General features: G+C 66.6%; 22 protein-coding genes and 1 pseudogene. 15 read left to right on the forward strand and 8 right to left on the reverse strand.

Translation table 11 applies throughout. The features are described from left to right. Positions 1-16: 16 nt before the first annotated feature. Positions 17-1,198, forward strand: a complete 1,182-nt coding sequence (locus DM194_RS12840) for an OpgC family protein (RefSeq protein WP_111068020.1) — start codon at positions 17-19, stop codon at positions 1,196-1,198. Positions 1,199-1,323: 125 nt separating this feature from the next. After that, positions 1,324-1,554: a hypothetical protein gene (locus DM194_RS12845; RefSeq protein WP_162630024.1), complete on the forward strand. Its 231-nt coding sequence runs from the start codon at positions 1,324-1,326 to the stop codon at positions 1,552-1,554. Positions 1,555-1,705: 151 nt separating this feature from the next. On the opposite strand, the gene DM194_RS12850 is transcribed toward DM194_RS12845, so the two are convergent. Next, entirely contained in the window at positions 1,706-2,332 is a 627-nt protein-coding gene (locus DM194_RS12850; protein ID WP_111068021.1) for an ATP-dependent Clp protease proteolytic subunit, read from the reverse strand. A 395-nt stretch (positions 2,333-2,727) separates the two neighbouring features. On the opposite strand from DM194_RS12850, the gene DM194_RS12855 reads away from it, so the two are divergent. The 5 genes from DM194_RS12855 to DM194_RS12875 all read left to right on the forward strand — a co-directional run bounded on the left by DM194_RS12855 (position 2,728) and on the right by DM194_RS12875 (position 8,865). Beyond that, positions 2,728-3,612: a glycosyltransferase family 2 protein gene (locus tag DM194_RS12855; protein WP_111068022.1), complete on the forward strand. Its 885-nt coding sequence runs from the start codon at positions 2,728-2,730 to the stop codon at positions 3,610-3,612. An 86-nt stretch (positions 3,613-3,698) separates the two neighbouring features. After that, the gene (locus DM194_RS12860; protein ID WP_111068023.1) at positions 3,699-4,046 is read left to right on the forward strand and encodes a hypothetical protein; all 348 of its coding nucleotides are present in this window, start codon (positions 3,699-3,701) and stop codon (positions 4,044-4,046) included. Between the two features lie 103 nt (positions 4,047-4,149). After that, the gene (locus tag DM194_RS12865) at positions 4,150-5,331 is read left to right on the forward strand and encodes an efflux RND transporter periplasmic adaptor subunit (protein WP_111068024.1); all 1,182 of its coding nucleotides are present in this window, start codon (positions 4,150-4,152) and stop codon (positions 5,329-5,331) included. 4 nt (positions 5,332-5,335) lie between these two features. Then, on the forward strand, positions 5,336-8,473 hold the full coding sequence (locus DM194_RS12870) for an efflux RND transporter permease subunit (RefSeq protein WP_111068025.1): 3,138 nt from the start codon (positions 5,336-5,338) through the stop codon (positions 8,471-8,473). 11 nt (positions 8,474-8,484) lie between these two features. Beyond that, entirely contained in the window at positions 8,485-8,865 is a 381-nt protein-coding gene (locus tag DM194_RS12875; protein WP_111068026.1) for a response regulator, read from the forward strand. Between the two features lie 311 nt (positions 8,866-9,176). Here DM194_RS12875 and DM194_RS28440 read toward each other — a convergent pair whose 3' ends face one another. From DM194_RS28440 to folK, 3 genes are all read right to left on the reverse strand, one after another. Next, positions 9,177-9,335, reverse strand: coding sequence for a hypothetical protein (locus DM194_RS28440; RefSeq protein ID WP_176581424.1), 159 nt, complete (start codon positions 9,333-9,335; stop codon positions 9,177-9,179). Between the two features lie 307 nt (positions 9,336-9,642). Then, the gene (locus DM194_RS12880; protein WP_111068027.1) at positions 9,643-10,050 is read right to left on the reverse strand and encodes a tunnelling fold family protein; all 408 of its coding nucleotides are present in this window, start codon (positions 10,048-10,050) and stop codon (positions 9,643-9,645) included. A 118-nt stretch (positions 10,051-10,168) separates the two neighbouring features. After that, positions 10,169-10,690: a 2-amino-4-hydroxy-6-hydroxymethyldihydropteridine diphosphokinase gene (gene folK, locus DM194_RS12885; protein WP_111068028.1), complete on the reverse strand. Its 522-nt coding sequence runs from the start codon at positions 10,688-10,690 to the stop codon at positions 10,169-10,171. Between the two features lie 200 nt (positions 10,691-10,890). Here folK and DM194_RS12890 point away from each other — a divergent pair, with 200 nt between their 5' ends. From DM194_RS12890 to DM194_RS12900, 3 genes are all read left to right on the forward strand, one after another. Continuing rightward, the gene (locus tag DM194_RS12890; protein ID WP_111068029.1) at positions 10,891-11,349 is read left to right on the forward strand and encodes a hypothetical protein; all 459 of its coding nucleotides are present in this window, start codon (positions 10,891-10,893) and stop codon (positions 11,347-11,349) included. Positions 11,350-11,565: 216 nt separating this feature from the next. Then, a complete protein-coding gene (locus DM194_RS29125) occupies positions 11,566-12,369 on the forward strand; it encodes an SRPBCC family protein (RefSeq protein ID WP_425457288.1) in 804 nt (267 codons plus the stop codon). 129 nt (positions 12,370-12,498) lie between these two features. Beyond that, entirely contained in the window at positions 12,499-12,879 is a 381-nt protein-coding gene (locus tag DM194_RS12900) for a c-type cytochrome (protein WP_176581425.1), read from the forward strand. 367 nt (positions 12,880-13,246) lie between these two features. On the opposite strand, the gene pepN is transcribed toward DM194_RS12900, so the two are convergent. The 3 genes from pepN to DM194_RS12915 form a co-directional block, all read right to left on the reverse strand. Further along, on the reverse strand, positions 13,247-15,904 hold the full coding sequence (pepN, locus tag DM194_RS12905) for an aminopeptidase N (RefSeq protein WP_111068030.1): 2,658 nt from the start codon (positions 15,902-15,904) through the stop codon (positions 13,247-13,249). Positions 15,905-16,043: 139 nt separating this feature from the next. Next, on the reverse strand, positions 16,044-16,661 hold the full coding sequence (locus tag DM194_RS12910; RefSeq protein ID WP_111068031.1) for a hypothetical protein: 618 nt from the start codon (positions 16,659-16,661) through the stop codon (positions 16,044-16,046). A 24-nt stretch (positions 16,662-16,685) separates the two neighbouring features. Then, complete coding sequence (locus DM194_RS12915) at positions 16,686-17,126, reverse strand: hypothetical protein (RefSeq protein WP_111068032.1); 441 nt, start codon at positions 17,124-17,126, stop codon at positions 16,686-16,688. Positions 17,127-17,383: 257 nt separating this feature from the next. Here DM194_RS12915 and DM194_RS12920 point away from each other — a divergent pair, with 257 nt between their 5' ends. Then, positions 17,384-17,902: an outer membrane lipoprotein gene (locus tag DM194_RS12920; RefSeq protein ID WP_246024376.1), complete on the forward strand. Its 519-nt coding sequence runs from the start codon at positions 17,384-17,386 to the stop codon at positions 17,900-17,902. 21 nt (positions 17,903-17,923) lie between these two features. Next, entirely contained in the window at positions 17,924-18,544 is a 621-nt protein-coding gene (locus DM194_RS12925) for a YajG family lipoprotein (RefSeq protein ID WP_246024377.1), read from the forward strand. 154 nt (positions 18,545-18,698) lie between these two features. On the opposite strand, the gene DM194_RS12930 is transcribed toward DM194_RS12925, so the two are convergent. After that, positions 18,699-19,456, reverse strand: a protein-coding gene (locus DM194_RS12930) for an IS5-like element ISAzba5 family transposase (RefSeq protein WP_111068034.1) whose coding sequence is annotated in 2 segments (ribosomal slippage) — positions 18,699-19,123 and positions 19,123-19,456 — 759 coding nt in all. Because the reading frame shifts where the segments join, the coding sequence is not laid out codon by codon here. Positions 19,457-19,563: 107 nt separating this feature from the next. Here DM194_RS12930 and DM194_RS12935 point away from each other — a divergent pair. The 3 genes and pseudogenes from DM194_RS12935 to tnpB all read left to right on the forward strand — a co-directional run. Further along, positions 19,564-20,255 (forward strand): annotated as a pseudogene (locus DM194_RS12935) (IS3 family transposase); the annotation flags it as partial. Between the two features lie 91 nt (positions 20,256-20,346). Beyond that, entirely contained in the window at positions 20,347-20,757 is a 411-nt protein-coding gene (gene tnpA, locus DM194_RS12940; RefSeq protein WP_111068035.1) for an IS66-like element accessory protein TnpA, read from the forward strand. Further along, complete coding sequence (gene tnpB, locus DM194_RS12945) at positions 20,754-21,101, forward strand: IS66 family insertion sequence element accessory protein TnpB (protein WP_111065522.1); 348 nt, start codon at positions 20,754-20,756, stop codon at positions 21,099-21,101. Before tnpA ends, tnpB begins: the two co-directional genes overlap by 4 nt. Positions 21,102-21,131: the final 30 nt, after the last annotated feature.

A 21,131-nucleotide genomic window follows, 5' to 3' on the forward strand; every position in this document is an offset into this window, starting at 1 on the left:
GGAGAGGCACCGCTGCATGCAGCAACGTCAGGCTCGCGACGTCCGGCTCGATCTGTTCAAGGGCGTGGCCCTTCTGATCATCTTCGTCAACCATGTGGGCGGGAACCCGCTGGCGAAGGTGATGCCCGCCCGGTTCGGGCCGTCCGATTCGGCCGAGATCTTCGTCTTCATCTCCGGCTACGCCGTCGCGCTGGCCTATGGCCCGGTGCTGGCGGAGCGCGGGTTCGCCGCCTGCCAGCGCAAGGCGCTCGGCCGCTGCCGCCAATTGTGGGCGGCCAACATCGCCACCATGCTGGTCAGCGCGCTGGTGGTGGCGCTGGCGGTTCATGCCGCGGGTCTGCCGATGGAGGACTCCAACCGGCTGGAGAGCTTCGCGCCGCTGTTCGACAGCCCGGCCGTGGCGATGGCCTGGCATCTGGTGCTGATGTATCTGCCCTTCACGCTCGACATCCTGGCGCTCTACATCCTGCTGGTGGCGGCGTCGCCTCTGTTCCTGTGGTCCTGCGCCCGCTTCGGCGTGGCGGCGGTGGTGGCGGGGTCGGCGGCGCTCTATCTGCTCGCCCAGGCGGCGCCCGGCCTGATACCGCCCAACCTGTGGGAGGAAAGCTGGAACTTCAGCCCATTGGCATGGCAATGCGTGTTCTTCCTGGGCGCCGCCCTGGCGCTGGTGGTGCGCAGCGGCGGGGTGACGCTTCCGCGTTCCCCCTGGCTGCTGGCGGTGGCGCTGGCGGTGGTGGTCGGCATGGCGCTGTGGAAGGGGGCGGCCTCCGACCTCGGCCGGGCGCTGGTCCCGGCGGGGCTGCATGGCTGGCTGCCGGAGCAGACGATCCCCTGGACGGACAAGGACACGCTGGGCCCGATGCGGCTGCTGCATTTCCTGGCGCTGGCCTGTGCGGCGGCGCTGCTGGTGCCGCGGGATGCCGCATGGCTGCGCTCGGCACCCGCCCGGCTGCTGACCGCCTGCGGGCGGCATTCGCTGCCGGTCTTCTGTGTCGGGGTGGTGCTGTCGTTCGCCGGAACCGCGTTGCTGATGGCGGGGAAGGGGGCGGCGATGGTGCTGGCGGTCAATCTGGGCGGCATCGCCCTGCTTCTTGTGCTGGCGCTGGTGCTGGAGCGCCGGCGGACCCGGCGGCTGCCGGCCAAGGCCGGCGCGGTACCGGCATCGCCATCGTCCGCGACGGTTCCCGAAACGCCCTGAGGCCGGGAAGAGCTACGGCCAGGCTTCTTGAATCCCGCGCCGGGTGAGCGCATATTTCTTGTATGCAACTCAACCCGGCCATACCGTCTCTCCAGACGCTGAAGCCAAACCCGCATACACCCGCGGTGCAGATCGCGATGTCTCCGGCGGTGCAGGCGGCGCAGCAGACGGCGCCGCCGGTCCGTACCCAGACGATCACCGCCCCCCAGGCGGCCGGCAAGGCCGACCAGACGCGCGAGACGCGCACCGCCACCCAGGGCAATCAGTCGATGGACACCATCGCCAACGCGCTGGCCGCCCAGGTGAACGGGCAGGGCTACCGCAAGCGCGGTTCGCTGCTGGATGTCTCGGTCTGAGGGCTTTCTACGCAGGATTCCGTTCGCGATGGTCCTGACCCGGCTGGGCGGGTGAAAGGATCAGGTGCCGCTTGCGCGCTATGCCTGAATGAAAAAGGGGCTTTCCTTCACGCGAAGGAAAGCCCCTTTTTCTGTCCGACGGAACGGACGGTTACTTCAGCTCGTCCATCGTGTCGATGACGTGGCTGACGATGCCGTATTCCTTGGCCTCGTCGGCGAGCATCCAGTAGTTCCGATCCGTGTCCTTGGCGACCTTTTCGTAGGGCTGCCCGGTTTCGCGCGCGATGATCTTGTTCAGACGCTCGCGCATGCGGATGATTTCCTTCGCCTCGATGGCGATGTCCGTCGCCCGGCCGCCCGTTCCGCCCAGCGGCTGGTGGATCAGGAAGCGGGTGTTCGGCAGGCAGAACCGGTCTTCCTTCTTCGCCGCCAGATAGATGTGGCAGCCGGCGCTGGCGACCCAGCCCGTGCCCAGCATCTTCACCCGCGGCTTGATGAAGCGGATCATGTCGTGGATGGTGTCGCCCGCCTCGACGTGGCCGCCCGGCGAGTTGACCACGACGGTGATGTCGTCGTCGTTCTCATGGGCGAGCGCCAGCAACTGGGCCGAGACGACCTGCGCCAGCTTCATGTCGATCTGACCGAAGATCAGGACCGTGCGCGCCTTGAACAGGCTCTGCTGCACGGCGGCGAACTGCGGCTGGGCGCTTTCCTTCGACTTCTCGTCCGGTTCCTTTTCGGGTTCGTCGTCGAACCGGGTGTATCCGACCTGCGCCATTGATGTTCTTCTCCCTGGTATCGGAAGCGGGGTATCGGGACCGGGATGCGCTGCCGGAGGGGTGCCCCGACTGCTGTCCCGCTGCCGCATGCGCCTTGCCTGCTTCACCACATAGCCCGTCCGGGCTTCATGTTCAACGTCCGGCGGGGCAAAATCGATGGGCGGAGCCGCGGCCGGATGGAACGTTTGAAACACCGTGCAACGGTTTCCCGGCCCTGTTCCACTGTTCAACTTGCCGAACGCATAGGGTGTCCTCCACGGCCGCAGGCACGACTCCCCTTCCTACCACGCCGCGGTGGAGCAGGTAAGAGGCGGTTCGAAATCCTGACCGGGGCATTGACGCCCTTCGCCGCTCACAGCCAAACTCGAGCCTGGGCAGAAGCGGGGGCGGCGGAATGCACGGAACTGGAGCGGCGCAGGGCCGGCTCGACGACGGTTCGACGGGCGTCTCGGTGATCATTCCCGCCCACCGCGCCCACGACACCATCGTCCGGGCGGTGCAAAGCCTGCTGGATCAGGATTGGACGGCATGGGAGGCGGTGATCGTCAGCGACGACGGCACCGATTACCGCCCCACCCTGCGGGCCGCCGGAATCGACGACCCGCGGCTGATCTTCACCGGCACCGGGCGGCTGGGGGCCGGGGCGCCCGCCGCCCGCAACGCCGGGCTGGCGGCGGCGCGGCTGCCGCTGGTGGCGACGCTGGACGCCGACGACCGCTTCCGCCCCGGCCGCCTGTCGGCCCTGGCGCCGCTGGCGCTCGCCCAAGGTGCGGCCTTCGACAATGTCGCCGTGGTGCGCGACGAGGACGATTCGCCGCTGCTGTGCCTGTATGGGGAGGGTCAGGCCCCGGCATGGCTGGACGGCGAGGGGTTCCTGGCGACCTCCGTGCCGATGTTCCCGCTGGTGCGGCGCGATCTGGTGCCGGGCTGGGACGAGGACGTGAATTTCTGCGACGACGTGGTGTTCAATGTCCGGGTGCTCGACGCCGCCGGCCCGGTGCCGCTGGTGGCGACGCCCTTCTATGAATACCGCCAGCGCGCCGGCTCCATCACCTGTTCCGCCGACAGCGCGGAGCGGGCGGAACGCTGCTACCGCCATGTGCTGGACCGACTGGCCGGCGACGGGCTGGGCATCCGGGACGAGGCGCTGCGCCACAGCTTCACGCAGGCCATCGCCGCCAAGCGTGCCCGCAATGCCGCTTTCGAGGCCGCCTTCAAGGCCGGCCACTGCACCAGTTTCCAGGAATTCCTTGCTTTGGGGGAGGGTGCGATCCCCTGACGGCAAAGCTCCCGCTGGCCTTGTTTTACCATTGTGTGTCAGCCTTGCTGCGTCGCACACCGCCGGAACGGACACGGGTACATCCCATGAGCGCCCCGACCTGCTGCCTCGCCCGCATCCCCGCCAATGGGAAATTCTGGCTGAAAGCCGCGCGGGTTCATGACGGACTCCGCGATATCCGCATCGAGAACGGCCATGTCCGCGCCCTGGTGCCGGCCGGCGAGTCGCCCTGCTGCGCGCCGGGACTCGACCTCGACGGCGGCGAGGTGCGCCGTATGGAGGATGGCGGTCCGGTGATGCCCGGCGATCCCGCGGATCTGTGGGTGACGTTGTGCGGCGGCCGGACGGTCGCGATGCGGGGCGGCAGGCTGGAAACCGGCGAGCGTCCGGTGGCGGAGGCGACAAACGGTGCGGCGGACGGTTCGGATCGTTGAACCTTCTCGACTCCGGATGTGAACTGAACGATATAGTTCAGTTTGCCCGGCGCGCTTCCCGGTTGCGCTGCAGCAAGGTGAAACCCGTCCGGATTCCGGTTCCATGCGCCATACGCTTCGCATCGCGGTTCTTCTCGTCCTGGCGGCTCTCGCCACAGGAGCCTACTGGTATTTCGTGAAGCAGGGCGGCACCGTCGGCGGGCTGACGGCGATGCTGAGCGGCGCGGCTTCCGGCGATGCGCCGGCGCCGGGCAGCGGTTCTGGCAGCGGTTCTGGCAGCGCACCGGGTGGAGGCAAGCCGCCGGGCGGCGCCCCGCCGACGCCGGTGGAGGCGGTTGCCGTCCGCGTCGGTACGGTGGAGCGCACCGTCACCGCGGTCGGGTCGCTGCTGTCCAACGAGTCGGTGGTGATCCGGCCCGAGATTGCCGGCCGGATCAGCGAGATCGCCTTCAAGGAGGGACAGCGCGTCGCCAAGGGCAGCGTGCTGGTCCGGCTGGACGACGCCATCGCCCGCGCCACGCTGGCCCAGGCGCAGGCGAGCATCGCCTTTTCCCGTGCCGAGCTGTCGCGTGCCGACCAGCTGGTCCGCCAGAACACCGGCCCCTTGCGCAACCGCGAACAGGCCGCGGCCAAGCTGCTGGCCGACGAGGCGGCGGTGCAGCTGGCCAAGGCGCAGCTCGACAAGCAGGTGATCACCGCGCCCTTCGACGGGGTGCTGGGCCTGCGCAAGGTGTCGGTCGGCGACTTCGTCCAGGCAGGCAGGGATATCGTGAACCTGGAGGACATAGACACGCTGAAGCTGGACTTCCGCGTCCCCGAGATGTTCCTGCCGGCGGTGAGGGTGGGCCAGACGGTGAGGGTGGCGGTGGACGCCTTCGGCGGACGCGGCTTCGAGGGCACGGTCTATGCGATCGACCCGCTGGTGGACGTGAACGGCCGCGCGCTGGCGATCCGCGCCCGCGTTCCCAATCCCGACGGCGCGTTGCGCCCCGGCCTGTTCGCCCGCGTGTCGCTGACGCTGACCACGGTGCCGGATGCGCTGCTGGTGCCGGAGCAGGCCATCGTCGCCTTCGGCAAGGACCAGTTCGTCTTCAAGGTGGTGGACGGCAAGGCGGCACAGACCCGCGTCGTGCTGGGCGAGCGCCGCAACGCGGAGGTGGAGATTTCCAAGGGCCTTGCTCCCGGCGACATGGTGGTCACCGCCGGCCAGCTGAAGATTCGCGACGGCGCGCCGGTCGCCGTGGTGCCGTCCAAGCCGGCTGCCAACAAGTCGACGGGGAGCTGAGGCCATGGTCCTCTCCGACATCTCCATCCGCCGCCCGGTGCTGGCGACGGTGATGAGCCTCGCCCTGATGCTGATCGGCATCGTGTCGTACCAGCGCCTGTCGGTGCGCGAATATCCCAAGATCGACGAGCCGGTCGTCACGGTGGAGACGACCTACAAGGGCGCCTCGGCCCAGATCATCGAAAGCCAGGTGACGCAGACGCTGGAGGACAGCCTCGCCGGCATCGAGGGCATCGACGTGATGTCCTCGATCAGCCGGGCGGAGAAGTCGCAGATCACCTTGCGCTTCCGGCTGGACCGCAACGTCGATGTCGCCGCCAGCGACGTGCGCGACCGGGTGGGCCGCGTCCGCGCCCAGCTTCCCGGCGAGATCGACGAGCCGGTGATCGCCAAGGTCGAGGCCGACGCCCAGCCGATCATCTATCTCGCCTTCTCCTCCGACCGGCATTCGCCGCTGGAGGTGACGGATTTCGCCGACCGCTATGTCAAGGACCGGCTGCAGAACCTGCCCGGCGTCGCCCAGGTCCGCATCTTCGGCGAGCGCCGCTTCGCCATGCGCCTGTGGCTCGACCCGCAGCGGATGGCCGCCTACCGGGTGACGCCGCAGGATGTCGAAAACGCGCTGCGCCGGCAGAATGTCGAGATCCCGGCGGGCCGCGTCGAAAGCGTGGCGCGCGAGTTCACCGTGGTGTCGGAAACCGACCTGCGCAGCCCGGCGGAGTTCGAGAACATCATCCTGCGCGACGATTCCGGCTATCTGGTCCGGCTGCGCGACGTCGGCCGGGCGGAGCTGGGGGCGCTGGACGAGCGGGTCAGCGCGCGGTTCAACGGCCGCGGCGCCGTCGCCATCGGCGTGGTGAAGCAGTCCACCGCCAACCCGCTGGACGTGTCGAAGGCGGTCAACGACGCGCTGCCGACGATCCGCGTGGCGCTGCCCGACGGTATGGGGGTGGATGTCGGGTACGACAGCTCGGTCTTCATCGCCAAGTCGATCGACGCGGTGTTCCACACCATCTTCGAAGCGATCATCCTGGTCGTTCTGGTGATCTTCTTCTTCCTACGGTCGCTGCGGGCGACGCTGGTGCCGCTGGTGACCATCCCGGTGTCGCTGATCGGCGGCTTCGCCCTGATGTACGCCTTCGGCTTCTCCATCAACACGCTGACGCTGCTGTCGATGGTGCTGGCCATCGGCCTCGTGGTCGACGACGCCATCGTCATGCTGGAGAACATATTCCGCTATGTGGAGGAGGGGATGGACCCCTTCCAGGCGGCGCTGAAGGGCTCGCGGGAGATCGGTTTCGCCGTCATCGCCATGACGATCACGCTGGCGGCGGTCTATGCGCCCATCGGATTCATGACCGGCCGCACCGGGCGGCTGTTCACCGAGTTCGCGCTGACGCTGGCCGGGGCGGTGATCGTCTCGGGTTTCGTGGCGCTGACGCTGTCGCCGATGATGTGCTCCAAGCTGCTGAAGCACGAGACCAAACACGGCCTTCTCTACCGCGCCATCGAACGCTTTCTGGAGGGGATGACCAACGGCTACCGCAGCCTGCTGCGCCTGTCGCTGCGGGCGCGGCCGCTGGTGCTGCTGATCGGCTTCGCCGTCGCCGCGGCGAGCTATGTGCTGTTCAACGGGCTGAAGTCGGAACTGGCGCCGGTGGAGGACCGCGGCACCATCGTCGGAATCGCCATCGCGCCGGAAGGCTCGACCCTGGACTACACCATGGGTTATGCCCAGCAGATGGAGGCGCTGTTCCGGCAAATTCCGGTGCTGGAGAAGTTCTTCGTCGTCGTCGGCTTTCCGGTGGTCAACCAGGGCATCGCCTTCGTCCGCCTGATCGACTGGGATCTGCGCGACGTGAAGCAGCAGGCGATCACCTCCCAGCTTTTCCCGAAGATGTTCGGCATCCCCGGCATCATGGGCTTCGTCACCAACCCGCCGTCGCTGGGCCAGAGCCCGACGGAGAAGCCGGTGAACTTCGTCATCCAGACCTCCCTGCCCTTCGAGGAACTGCAGGCGATGGTCAACGCCATGATGGCGGAGGCGCGCAACTTCCCCGGTCTGGTCAATCTCGACACCGACCTGAAGCTGAACAAACCGGAACTGAAGGTGTCGCTGGACCGCGACAAGGCGGCCGACCTGGGGGTGGACGTCGACACCGTGGGCCGCACGCTGGAGACGTTGCTGGGCGGGCGGCAGGTGACGCGGTTCAAGAAGGACGGCAAGCAGTATGACGTGATCGTCCAGGTCGCCAACATCGACCGCCGCAACCCGGACGACATCGCCGGCATCTATGTCCGCGGCGGCACCAGTGCCACCGCCACCGCCACTGGGGGGGCCGGGCAGATGATCTCGCTCGCCAATCTGGTGACGGTGGAGGAGCGGGTCGCGCCCAAGGAGCTGAACCATTTCAACAAGCTGCGGTCGGCCACCATCACCGCGACGCTGGCGCCGGGGACGTCGCTGGGCGAGGCGCTGGCGGTGATGCAGGCGGCGGCGAACAAGGTGCTGCCGGCCACCGCCCAGACGGACTATGCCGGGCAGAGCCGCGAATTCCGCGAATCGGCGAGCGGGCTGTATTTCGTCTTCGTGCTGGCGCTGGCCTTCATCTATCTGGTCCTGGCCGCGCAGTTCGAGAGCTTCATCGACCCCTTCGTCATCATGCTGACCGTGCCGCTGTCGATGACCGGGGCGCTGGCGGCATTGCAGATGAGCGGCGGGACGATGAACGTCTACAGCCAGATCGGCCTCGTCACCCTGGTCGGCCTGATCACCAAGCACGGCATCCTGATCGTGGAGTTCGCCAACCAGCTCCAGCGCGCCGGCACCGACATCCGCAAGGCGGTGGAGGAGGCCGCCGTGCTGCGCCTGCGCCCGATCCTGATGACCACCGGCGCCATGGTGCTGGGCGCGGTGCCGCTGGCCTACGCCGAGGGGGCCGGTGCGGAAAGCCGTCAGGCGATCGGTGCCGTGATCGTCGGCGGGATGACGCTGGGTACGCTGCTGACCCTGTTCGTGGTGCCGACGGTCTACAGCTATATCGCCCGCAAGAAACCGATGCAGGATGAGGGGGAAGGGGCGGGCGTGGCGCATGGCGCAACCAATCCGCCGGCTCAGCCGCCCGCCCATCCGGCAGAGTGAGGAGCCGCGCCATGGCGAGCGTTCTCATTATCGATGACGACGACGTGGCGCGGACGGTGCTGCTGCGCACGCTGACGGTGGCCGGCCACGAAGCCGTCGGCGCCCGCGACGGGGTGGAGGGGATGGCTCGGTTCCGCGACCATCCTCCCGACCGCCCGGTCGATCTCGTCATCACCGATATCTTCATGCCGAACCAAGAAGGGCTGGCGACGATCATTGAGCTTCGGCGCGCCTCCGCGTCGCTGAAGATCATCGCGATCTCCGGCGGCGGCGCCCGCGCCTCGCTGAACGTGCTGCCGGTGGCCGAGGCGCTGGGCGCGCACCGGACCCTGCGCAAGCCCTTCACCCCGGCCGAAGTGATGGAGACCGTACGCAGCGTTCTGGAGGGCTGAGGAGAGGGCGGATGCCGTCTCTCTCTCTCACTCTCTCTCAACCGTCGTCCCGAAACGCAGAGTACTCCGAAACGCAAAGTACTGCCGTTCCGGGCATCATGCCGGTTCGGCGGCGTTTTGGTTTCAAGTGTTCCCTGCTGGGATGAAGCCGCCGGATGGCCGGTAACCGGTTCCATCCGACGAGGGCCGACGAGGGCCGAAGGGGCGGGCCGACGGGCGGGAATGCCGCCCTGCTCCGCGCCTTCTTGCACGTCGCCTTCCGTCCCCGCGCCTGCGCGATCGTCAGGCGGTCGGGTCGGGAGGCGGCGGGGTCAGGCGGCGAGCCGCTGCTCCTGTACTCGCCGGCTCCGGCGAAGGCGTTCGAAAAGCTGATGAATGCTGTCGGGGCTGATGCCGTCGCGTGCCATGACGGCGATCACGATCGGATCAGCGAGCAATTCGGAAAGGGTCGGCGTCGTGTTCTTTTCCATGCGTCCCTCCCTTTTGGTCCGGCTTCCGTAAACCGTGGCCGTCCCGGAAGGGCGGCGGCGGACCGTCGAAGCCGGTAATGGCGATTGGCCTAATCCCTGCTGCGCACTCGTCTCGGCTTTCGGCATCCGGATGGCCGCCGGGGATATACCCCTTTGATCCGGATTGTGCGTTAAAAATACAATATGGTGACCATACCGCAGCCGGAGCGGTATTGTCACCCGTCCTTTTGTCAATAAGCGCTATATCTTTCCGTGATTCAGTAAAAGTTGGCGCCGCCACCGGTCGGCGGGCCATCGGCGTTACTGTTCACGCCTGTCCCGGCCGCGCCCGCGTCAGGCTTGCCCCGGCGGAGGGACCGCCGGAGTCGGGTGCGGGAATCGTAACGTCCGCCTGGACCCGGCGGACTTTCGCATGGGACAGGCAAAGCTCCGCGGCGCGGCCGGCCAGATAGTCCGCGCCGGGTACATCGGATTCGGCACAAAGACGGCGCAAGTCTTCGACGATGTCCTCGTAAGACATCACGGCGGCGATGTCGTCGGGAAAGCCGGGGCCGGGATGGGTGACGGTCAGCGTCAGGTCGAAGGACACCAGCGGCCGGTCGGCGCGGCCGGCGATGGCGACCGGCGCGGCGAAGCCGCGCACCAGGATGGTGTAGGTGAGCGGCGCGCCGCCCGGCTGGACCATGAAGGCCCGTTTTGCGCTATCGTCCGACAACACACTCTCCCGGCCGGCGGTCCGCCACCGGCATTGCATTCTGGCCGGCACTATAAGCGGTGCCGCCGCCGCTTGCCACCGCACTCGGTCGGCGGCGCAGGGTCAGGGATTCCCGGGGTCAGAGCCCTTCGGCGATCCGCAGCACGGTCTCCCGCCCCGGCACCTCGTCGCGCAGCGCGCCGATGCGGCGGTTCAGCACCGGATGCAGGACGTCGGCGGCGATGTCCGCCAGCGGGCAGAGAACGAAGGCGCGCTCCGCCATGCGGGGGTGGGGGATTTCCAGCTCGGGCTCCGCCAGCACCCGGTCGGCGTAGAGCAGAATGTCGATGTCGATGGGGCGCGGCCCGAAGCGGAGCCCGTCCAGATCGCGGCCCAGCGTCGACTCGATCCCCTTGATGAAGCGCAGCAGCGCCTGCGGCTCCAGCCGCGTCGTGCCGCGCACCGCCATGTTGAGGAAGGCCGGCTGGTCCGTCACATACATCGGCGCCGTCTCGTAGAGCGCCGACTGCGCGTCGATCTCCACCGCCTCGCCCAGCCGGCGGATCGCCTCGGCCAGATTGGCGGCGCGGTCGCCCATGTTGCCGCCGAGCGCCAGATGGACGGTGACGGGAGAGGAGGGGGTAGGCGTAAGCTCGGCCATGGCGTCGGCGGTCCTGATGTGCTGGGATGGGCGGGTGGCGGAACTCCTAGCAAATCTCCGCCCGCCCGTCATGCCGCCAGTCATGCGGGAGGCGTCCGGCACCCAAGGGAACGGACGGGCGGCGGCGGGGTTTCAACATCATATATCAACCGGTTGAGACGAACCCGGCAACGACACGATATCCTGGTGGAGGAAGAGACATGGGCCGCGTACGGAGCATGGGCGCTGCGGTGATCCTTCTCGGCGGCACGGCCGCCATTCTTGCGGGCTGCGCCACCGGCCCCGATCCCGAAGTGGCGCGGCGCGCCCAGACCACCATGATCGGCATGTCGAAGGCCGATCTGCTGGCCTGCGCCGGCGTGCCGGATCGTCAGGCGTCGGCGTCGGGCCGGGAATACTACACCTATGTGGCGCCCCCGACGGTGGCCTACAGCCCCGGCAGCAGCATCGGCATCGGCGCCGGCAGCTTCGGCAGCAGCAGCGGGGTGGGGCTCGGCCTCGGCTTCGGGGTGCCGGTCGGCGGCGGCACTTCGACCGGATGCGAGGCGACGGTGGTGCTCGGCCCGCGCGGCACGGTGGAGCAGGTCAGCTACCCGGCGGGCGCCTCGCTGTCGGCCTGCACGCCGATCGTCAGCAACTGCGTGGGGCCGCGCGGCTGAGGGCATGGCGCGGCGGGGTCGCGTGCCCATAAGACCGGGGCCTCGCTCTCATAAGACTTAGAGACGAGGTGGTCGGGGCTGTCGCGGCGGCGGCCGATCCCGTATTCTCGAACCGAACCCCGGCCCCGGACTCTCCGGCCGCAGCCGGGGCACCGACGCCCGCGAAGGGCCGCATCAGGGTTGGCATCAGGGTTGGAGGAGCCACAAACCATGGACATGAGCGGAAGCCACCGGATCGAGGCCAGCCGCGAGGCGGTGTGGGCGGCGCTGAACGATCCGGACATCCTGAAACAGTGCATCCCCGGCTGCGAGGAGGTGGTCCGGCAGTCCGATACCGAGATGACCGCCAAGGTCGTCGCCAAGGTCGGCCCGGTCAGCGCCAAGTTCTCCGGCAAGGTCACGCTGTCCGACCTCGACCCGCCCAACGGCTACACCATCACCGGCGAGGGATCGGGCGGCGCCGCCGGATTCGGCAAGGGCGGCGCCACCGTGGCGCTGTCCGACGACGGCGGGGCCACCCTGCTGACCTACACCGCCAAGGCGCAGGTCGGCGGCAAGCTGGCGCAGATCGGATCGCGGCTGGTCGACGCCACCGCCCGCAAGATGGCGGACGAGTTCTTCACCCGCTTCACCCGGATCGTCGGACCGGCGCCGGCCGACGCAGCGTCCGAAGAAGCAGCGTCCGAACAGGCGGCGCCGGAACTGGTGACGGCGGATGCGGGCGCGTCCGATGCCGAAGCGGCCCCGGCGGCGTCCACGGTCGCGGCCGAACCGGCTGGGGTCAAATCGGCCGCCCGGCCGGCCGTCTACTCCGACAGCACGACAGCCGCCGAGATCCCCGCGCCGAAGCCCGCCGCCCGCATGGCGGAGCCGCCGCCGGAGATCCCGCTGCCTTTGCCGTCCGGGCTCGGCAGCCGGATCGGGGGTGCGATGGGCGGCGGAAGCAGCGGTTTCTACGTTCCGTGGGCTGCACTTGTTTTGGTTGTGGTGCTGCTCGCATCGCTTGCCTTGATTCACTAGTGTGGCAGATTGTTCATTGGTCGTACGGCCATATCAAAGGGGTTTGACGTACCCCGGGATTGTGTATGCTGCCGCGCGATTCCGGTCGGCGCCGTCGGCCGGTCGATCCATCGGAAGGGAAGCCGAAGTATGAAGAAGCTGTTGATGGGCGTAGCCACCCTGGCCGCGATCGTGACGGGTGCCGGTGCCGCCCAGGCCGCCGATGCGGCTGCCGGCAAGGATGTCTTCAAGGCTTGCATGGCCTGCCACACCACCGAGCAGGGCAAGAACAAGGTCGGCCCGTCTCTGCACGGCGTCGTCGGCCGCCAAGCCGCTGCGGTCGATGGCTTCAGGTATTCGGGTCCGATGAAGGAAAAGGCCGCCGCCGGCCTGACCTGGACCCAGGAGAACCTCGACGCCTACCTCAAGGCCCCGAAGGAGGTCGTCCCGGGCGGCACCATGGCCTATGCCGGTCTGAAGGACGATGCCAAGCGCGCCGACCTGATCGCCTTCCTGGCCGAGCAGAAGTAATACCGCCGAGCGTAAGTTCTGACTTATGCTCGGCGGTAAGGGCCGCGACTGCGGCCCCGCAGGCCCATGCCTGCGAAGGCAAGCGGCCGGACGGCCGCGCCCGCCGTTTGAGGGTGAGCGTAAAGTCTGATGTGTCAGACTTTACGCTCGATGATATAAGACCGCGTCTCCCGGCCCGAAGCCGGGAACTGCGGACGGCGAAAAGGGCCGGAGGCGTCACCTCCGGCCCTTTTTTCATATGCGCCCCATCCTTAGGTGCCGAGTCTCCGAGACCCTCAGATGCTCATTGAAGCATCTGAGGGTCTCCAGCTTTTTGATGTTCCGTGCGATTCGCGGTTCGGACGATTCCGTCCGAACCGAACGCATTCTATCCAGCCGCCGCCAGACTCTTGCTCGCCACCTCGTAGACGTCCGGCGACAGGCCCGGAGTGGCGACGATCCGCTCCAATTCGGCCTTCATCAGTCCCTGACGGGCCGCGTCATAGCGCCGCAGACGGGAGAAGGGGCCCATCAGACGCGCGGCAACCTGCGGGTTCATCGGATCCAGACGAAGCACCTGATCGGCGAGGAAGCGGTATCCGGCGCCAGTCCGGTCGTGGAAGCGGACCGGGTTGCCGTTGGCGAAACCGCCGATCAGCGCATAGACCTTGTTGGGGTTCCTGATCTCGAAGGCGGGATGGCCGAGCAGGGCGGTCACCCGGTCCAGGGTGTCGGCGCGCTGCGACATCGCCTGCACGCCGAACCATTTGTCGACCACCAGCGCCTCGCCCTTCCAGCGCTCGTAGAAGTCGGCCAACGCCTTGTCGCCTTCCGGCGAGGCGGCGTTGGACAGGAACTGCAGCGCCGCGATCTCGTCGGTCATGCCCTTGGCGGTGCGGTACTGGGTCAGGCACAGATCCAGCGCCTCAGCATCCTCCAGCGCCATCAGGTAGGCGAGGCAGAGGTTCTTCAGCGCCCGCTTGCCGATGGCGTCGGCATCGACGGAGAAGGGCTCCTGGCTGCTGTTGCGGCGGTAGAGGTCGAGGAACTGCGCCCGCAGGCGGCCGGCCAGCGTCTTGCGCGCGAACTCCCGCACCGCGTGGATGGCCTCGGGATCGACCACCGCCATCTGGGTGCCGAGATAGGCCTCCGTCGGCAGCACCAGCGCTTGGGCGGCGAAGGCGGGGTCGCGTTCGGCATCGGCCAGGATCCTGGCGAAGGCGTCGGCATAGCCCTCCGGCAGCACCGGATCGCGGCCGGCCTGCCGGTCGGCGACGAGGCCCAGCAGGATGCGGGTGCCCAGGATCTGCCCGGCCTCCCACCGGTTGAAGGCGTCGCTGTCATGCGCCATCAGGAAGGTGAGATCGTCGTCGGTCAGGTCGGACTTCAGCTTCACCGGGGCGGAGAAGCCGCGCAGCAGCGACGGGACCGGACGGACCGGGATGTCGCGGAAGGTGAAGCTCTGGTTTTCCGCCGTGACGTGCAAGATGCGGCTGGTGCCGGCGGCCGTCTCCTCTCCCTCCAGCCGCAGCGGCAGATCCTGCCCGTCGGGGCCGAGCAGGCCGACGACCAGCGGGATGTGCATGGGCAGCTTGGTCGGCTGGCCCGGCGTCGGCGGCACCGTCTGTTTGACCGTCAGGGTGTAGGTCTTCGCCGCCGCGTCATGACTGCCGGTGATGTCCAGTTCCGGCGTGCCGGCCTGCCGGTACCACAGCTGGAACTGGGTCAGGTCGACGCCGCTGGCATCCGCCATGGCGGCGACGAAATCGTCGCAGGTGACCGCCTGCCCGTCATGACGCTTGAAGTAGAGATCGGTGCCCTTGCGGTACTTCTCCGGCCCCAGCAGGGTGTGGATCATGCGGATGACTTCCGCACCCTTGTTGTAGACCGTGGGGGTGTAGAAGTTGTTGATCTCGACATAGCTGTCCGGGCGCACCGGATGGGCCATGGCCCCGGCATCCTCCTGGAACTGCACGGTGCGCAGCCCCTGGACGTCGGCGATGCGCTTCACCGCGCGGGAATGCATGTCGGAGGAGAATTCCTGGTCGCGGAAGACGGTCAGCCCTTCCTTCAGCGACAGCTGGAACCAGTCGCGGCAGGTGACGCGGTTGCCGGTCCAGTTGTGGAAATACTCGTGCGCGACCACCGCCTCGATGTTGAGGAAATCGGTGTCGGTCGCAGTTTCCGGCTTTGCCAGGATGTATTTGGTGTTGAAGATGTTGAGCGACTTGTTTTCCATCGCCCCCATGTTGAAATCGCCGACCGCGACGATGTTGAAGATGTCCAGGTCGTATTCCAGACCGTAGACTTCCTCATCCCAGCGCATCGACTTGATGAGCGAGCGCATGGCGTGGTCGATCTTGTCCTCGTTCCCCGGCTCCACATAGATGCGCAGCGTGACGTCGCGGCCCGACGCGGTGCGGAACCGGTCCTCGCCATGGACGAGGTTGCCGGCGACCAGCGCGAACAGGTAGCAGGGCTTGGGGAACGGATCCTCCCAGCGCGCCCAGTGGCGCCCGCCCTCCAGATCGCCGGAAGCGGCGAGGTTGCCGTTGGACAGCAGCACCGGATAGCGCGCCTTGTCCGCGTTGATGGTGGTGCTGTAGCGCGCCATCACGTCCGGCCGGTCGATGAAATAGGTGATCTTGCGGAAGCCTTCGGCCTCGCACTGGGTGCAGAAGTTGCCGGAGGACTTGTAGAGCCCTTCCAGCGCGGTGTTCTCCTGCGGCTTGATGCGGACGATGGTTTCCAGCGTGTAGCTGTCCGGCACCTCCAGCACGATCAGGTGATCGGGCGTGACGGTGTATTCGTCCGGCCCCAGCGTCCGCCCGTCCAGCGCCACCGACACCAGTTCCAGCCTCTGGCCGTCGAGCGACAGCGGCTCCGTCGCCGCCTCCGGACGGTCGGGGTTGCGGCGGATCGCCAGCACCGTGCGGACGGTGGTGACATCCTCGCCCAGGTCGACGAACAGGTCGACCGTGTCGATCAGATGCGCCGGCGGGCGATAGTCCTGAAGCCGGATGGCCTTCGGCGTGCCTTTGTCCATGTGCCTTGTCTCTGGTCTGTGTCTGTCTTGCGGAACAAGCCGTTCGGGACAGGTCCGAGGGACAAGGACTGTAGCAAGGCGGCGGCGGGCTGTCTTGAGTGGGAATGGGGGAGGAGGCCGGCCGCCCGGCGGGGAGGACCTACCGCTTCACCTGCGCCACCTTCAGCAGGGTGAAGGCGCCCATCATGTCGATGTATTGCTGATAGAAGAAGCGCCATTGCTTGCCGTTGCGCACGCCGACCAGCGTGACCTTCACCGCGTCGGTGCCCGGCACGTTCATGTATTGCGACTTGTGCAGGGTGGTGGCGTGCATGCGCATGCCCTGGCGCAGCCCGGCCTCGTCGATCCGTCCCTGGGCGGTCTGCAGATTTCCGTGCGAGGCCGAGAAGGTGCCGCCGCCATGGTCGCTGAAACCGAAGGAGCAGCCGTCCATCGTCGGCGTGAACATCACGTCGGCCTCGTCCTCCAGCACGACGAGATGCTTGAAGTCCTGGTCGTAGGGGAGCCAGTAGGCGTTCCAGTTTCCCGGCTGGTTGCCCTGGTCGTACCGCACCGACCAGACGGCGGCATTCTTGGTGGAGAACTGGGAGATGATCCCGGTGCCCTTGCGCGTGCAGGTCATGCCGTCGTCGCTGAGGGTGAAGCTCTTGACGCCGCCGATGCGGTAGTTGGGCTGGTAGGATTGATACTGGATCCAGATCAGGTTGTTCTTGAGGAAGCTCTCGGGGTTCGCGACCAGATCGGCGATGTTCGGCATGGGGGCTTACTCCTGCGCGGCGGATCAGACGACGCCGAAGACGGGCCGCTTGAACCCGGCCTCCGTTTCGTTGCCGGCCAGGAACCAGTAGGGCTTCATCACCGCGAATTGCTGGTTGTCGTCGCGCAGCAGCACATAGGCGCAATAGACGGTCCCGTCATCCGGCCGCAGGAAGGCCGCGATCCACGGGTTCTGCTTGGTGCCGATATGGGCGGCGTGGCCCAGCTTGCGCGTGATGTCGTTGCGGTAGCCGACCAGCTTGGCGGCATGTCCCTGACGGAAGGGAAGTGTGGCAAGCTCCTGATAGTTCTGCAGAATGCGCGGGTTGCCGTCGCCTTCCTCGGCATACCATTGCGCCACTTCCATGTAGTCGTTGGCCCGCGCATTGGCCCGGTCGTAGCGCGCCCGTTTCTGACGGTCGGTATGCCCGGCGGCGGTCTTCTTCAGAAAGCTGATCAGTCCCACGATACGCTCCTCACCCTGTCTCTGACGGGACGCTAGCAGAGCAATCGGGGAGGCGCAAAAGGGCGGGAGTCATATGATGGTATGCGGTTTGGCCTTCCCCGCCTACACCGTTTTGCCTCTCAACAAGATATCGAGCGGAGGGTGTTTTAGAGAGTTGCACCAAAAGACAGCGCCGCTATCGACATTAGAGGCGTGCGCTGCCATTCTAAGGTTGAGCTTAAGCTTTTTCTATCGCAGAAATGAGGCATTGTGTCGCAATGCACAAGCTAATGATTTCAGTTGCCGCAAGTATATGTCTTGCGGCGAGTTTAACCGGTTGCGCCACACAGGGGCAAAGCCGCTATAGCTTCCAAGATGTTGGTCGCGCATCGGTTGTCGAGTTCGGCACGGTCGTGGCGTCCCGTCAGGTGGACATTCGCGGACAGAACACGGGCGTCGGTGGCGTCGTAGGCGGGACGGCCGGCGGTTTGGCGATGTCGAATGTCGGGCAGGGGTCCGGCAACGTCGCGGCGATTCTGGGTGGCGTTCTGGTGGGGGCCGCAATTGGAGCCATGGCGGAGCAGGCCGCCAGTGACCGCGTCGGGGTCGAGTACACCATCACTCTCGCGAACGGGAAAACCATCACCATCGTGCAGGAGCAGGCAGCGGGAGACCGCGTATTCAGTCCGTCCGAGCGAGTGATGGTGCAGGCAAATGGAACTTACCAACGCGTTCTGCCTGCTGATCATCTGCCCAATCAAATTGCGCGCCCTCAAGGCATCAAAGTTGTCGATTAAAATACTGTAGGATCTGTCAGAATGATCAAGATTATCACCTGTATTCTTCTCGCCGCTATGGTTTCCGGTTGTGCGTTGACCGAGGACGCCATTCCAGTCAAATATTCTGCTCCGGCAAATATTTCGGTAGTGCAGGGAGCCAAGGACGTTACCATCAATGTGACTGCAGCCGATGGCCGCGTGTCGAACCGTGACCGTGTGTCCACCAAGAAGAACGGTTACGGCATGGAGATGGCCAAGATCACCGCTGCCAACGATGTGGTCGCCGAAGTTAGCCAGGCGGTGCAGACGGAATTGGCTTCGCTCGGCTTCAACGTCGGTCCCGGCGGCATCGCCATCACCGTGCAAACCACCAACTTCTATAACGACTTCAAGCCCGGCTTCTGGACGGCGGAGGCGGTCGCGGAGGTCGCGTTCGACCTGACAGCGAAACGTCAGGACGGCGCCTTGGTCTACAGCCGGAGTTATCGGGCGATCGGCGTGAACAAGGATGTCATGCTAATGATGGGTGAGCAGGCTGCCCCGGCCCTGTCGGCTGCGTTGCGGGATGCCGTTCAATTGGTCGTTCAGGATGCGAATTTGCACCAAGCCCTGGTGCAGGCCGGAACCATGCCGAAAGTTGCGGATCTGCCGACGTCCTGATCGCCATTTGATGAAAAGCGAGCACGAGCCCGTTGCCCCCGCGACGGGTTCGTCCGCTTTTTTGTATTCTATTGAATTCTTGAATTGATTGGCGGAAGAGGTGTTCGACAGACCTGCGTTCGTCAGAGTTCGCGGCCGTTCTTAGGGTCCGGACTCATAACCAGTATGCGACGGTCGCCACGATGTGGACGGCGGCCATGAAGTTGGTTGCGGAGCGGTCGTAACGGGTGGCGATGCGCCGGAAGTCGTTGAGGCGTCCGAACATGCGCTCGATGACGTTGCGGTTCCGGTAGAGGTAGGGAGAGAAGCAGTTTTTCCAGCGCTTGTTGGCGCGTGGCGGGATGTTGGGCGCGGCTCCCGCCTCTTCGATCTTCCGGCGAACAGCGGCACTGTCGTAGCCCTTGTCGCCGTGCAGGAGATCGGTAGCAGGCATCCGGTCGAGCAGACGGTCGGCGGCGGTGCAGTCGGCAACCTGACCGCCGGTCAACAGGAAGGCGAGCGGCCGACCGCGTGGATCGCTCAGGGCGTGGATTTTGGTGGTTCGTCCGCCACGGGACCGTCCGATGGCCTGAGCGCGCTCCCCCCTTTGCCGCCGCTCGCCGAACGATGGGCGCGGACCGCCGTGGAGTCGATCATCACCCGGGCCGGTGGGCCGCCTGCCGCTGCCAACGCATGGAAGATGTCTTCCCACACGCCCTTGGCCGCCCAGCGGACGAAGCGGTTGTAGAGCGTCTTGCGGGGGCCGTAGACCGGTGGAGCATCCGCCCAGCGCCCACCCGACTTCAGCACATGGACGATTCCGCTGATCACACGACGATCATCCACGCGCGGCTTGCCGCGGGTGTTGCGCGGAAGGTGCGGCTCAAGCCGTCCGAACTGCTCCACCGTCAACCAGAACTGACCGTCGCTCATCGCATAGCCCCTTTCCACGGCGTTGAATCACAACGGCTCCCTGCCGGAAAGGCTCTTTATGGGTCCGGACCCTAAGCTTGGTTCGCCCAGGAAGAAGGACGGACCCGATGACGGGGAAACGGAAGCGGTATTCGGCAGAGTTCAAGGCGAAGGTGGCACTGGAGGCGATCCGGGGCGAGCTGACGGTGTCGCAGCTGGTGGCCAAGCACGGTGTACACCAGACGCTGATCAACGCCTGGAAGAAGCAGGCGATGGAGGGGATGGCCGGGGTTTTCTCCGGCAAGGCGGAAGCCGCTGAAAGCAGCCATCAGGGCGAGGTGGAGAAGCTGCACGCGATGATCGGCCAGTTGGTCGTGGAGCGGGATTTTTTGCGCAAGGCCTCCGGTCGATGAGCATCGGTCGGAGGCGGGAGCTGGTCGAGGCGGATCATCCGCGCCTGTCGATCACCCGGCAGTGCGAGTTGGTTTCGATCAGCCGGTCCAGCTACTACGGGCCGGCCAGAGGCGAGCCGGCCGAGAACCGGGAGTTGATGCGGCTGATCGACGAGCAGTTTCTGGAAATGCCCTGGTACGGCAGCCGGCAGATGACCCGGCATCTGCGCCGGCATGGCCATCAGGTCAACCGCAAGCGGGTTCGCCGCCTGATGGTGCGGATGGGCTTGCAGGCGGTTTACCAGCGCCCGAAGACGACCGTGCCCCATCCCGAACACAAGATCTGGCCGTACCTGCTGCGCGACCTGACCATCGACCGCCCCGATCAGGTGTGGTGCAGCGACATCACGTACATTCCCATGGTACGCCTCCGGTGAGTGCCGCCTTGGCAAAATAGGGTCCGACGTCTGAGTTTTGCGTGGCGCGTCATTGCGCGGACGCAAACGAGTTGCAAACGTCATGGCTTACCAGCGGGTCGAGGTTCTGACGGGGACGGAGCGGCGGCGGAATTACACGCCGGCGGAGAAGGTCCGAATGGTCGAGGAGGCGTTCCGCCCCGGCGTGGTGGTGACGGAAGCGGCCCGCCGGCTGGGCGTGCACGAAAGTCTGCTATACCGCTGGCGAGGGCTGATGCAGGCGAGCGGGAGCGCGGTGGCCGAACCGTCCAGCTTCGTCGCAGTGACCATCACGCCGGAGCCGACCGTAACAGAACCGCCGGTCTTGGAGCCCCCTGAACCATTGCCGCCTCCAGCGGGTCCGACCACGAGCCCGGCGATCCTCGAGGTCATCCTGCCCAGCGGGGCACGCCTGCGTCTGGAAGGGCCGGTCGATCCGGCTCTGGCGGCGGCCGTCGTCGGTGCCCTGGCATGATCCCGGTGCCGAGTGGCGTGCGGGTGTGGCTGGCCAGCGGACACACCGACATGCGCAAAGGCTGGGCGAGTTTGGCGCTGCTGGTGCAGGAACGCTTCGCCCAAGACCCGCACAGCGGCCATCTCTTCATCTTCCGCGGGCGCCGCGGCGATCTGGTGAAGATCATCTGGTATGACGGCCAGGGCAGTTGCCTGTTCATGAAGAGGCTGGAGCGGGGCCGCTTCATCTGGCCCACGCCGGCGGACGGCGCGGTGTCGATCTCGGTTGGGCAGATGGGCTATCTGCTCGAGGGCATCGACTGGCGCAACCCGCAGAAGACTTGGCGCCCCGAGGCCGCGGGGTGACTGCGACACGGTGAATCGACGCACCGGTTC

Source organism: Azospirillum ramasamyi, from assembly GCF_003233655.1.
GTDB classification, from domain to species: Bacteria; Pseudomonadota; Alphaproteobacteria; order Azospirillales; family Azospirillaceae; genus Azospirillum; species Azospirillum ramasamyi.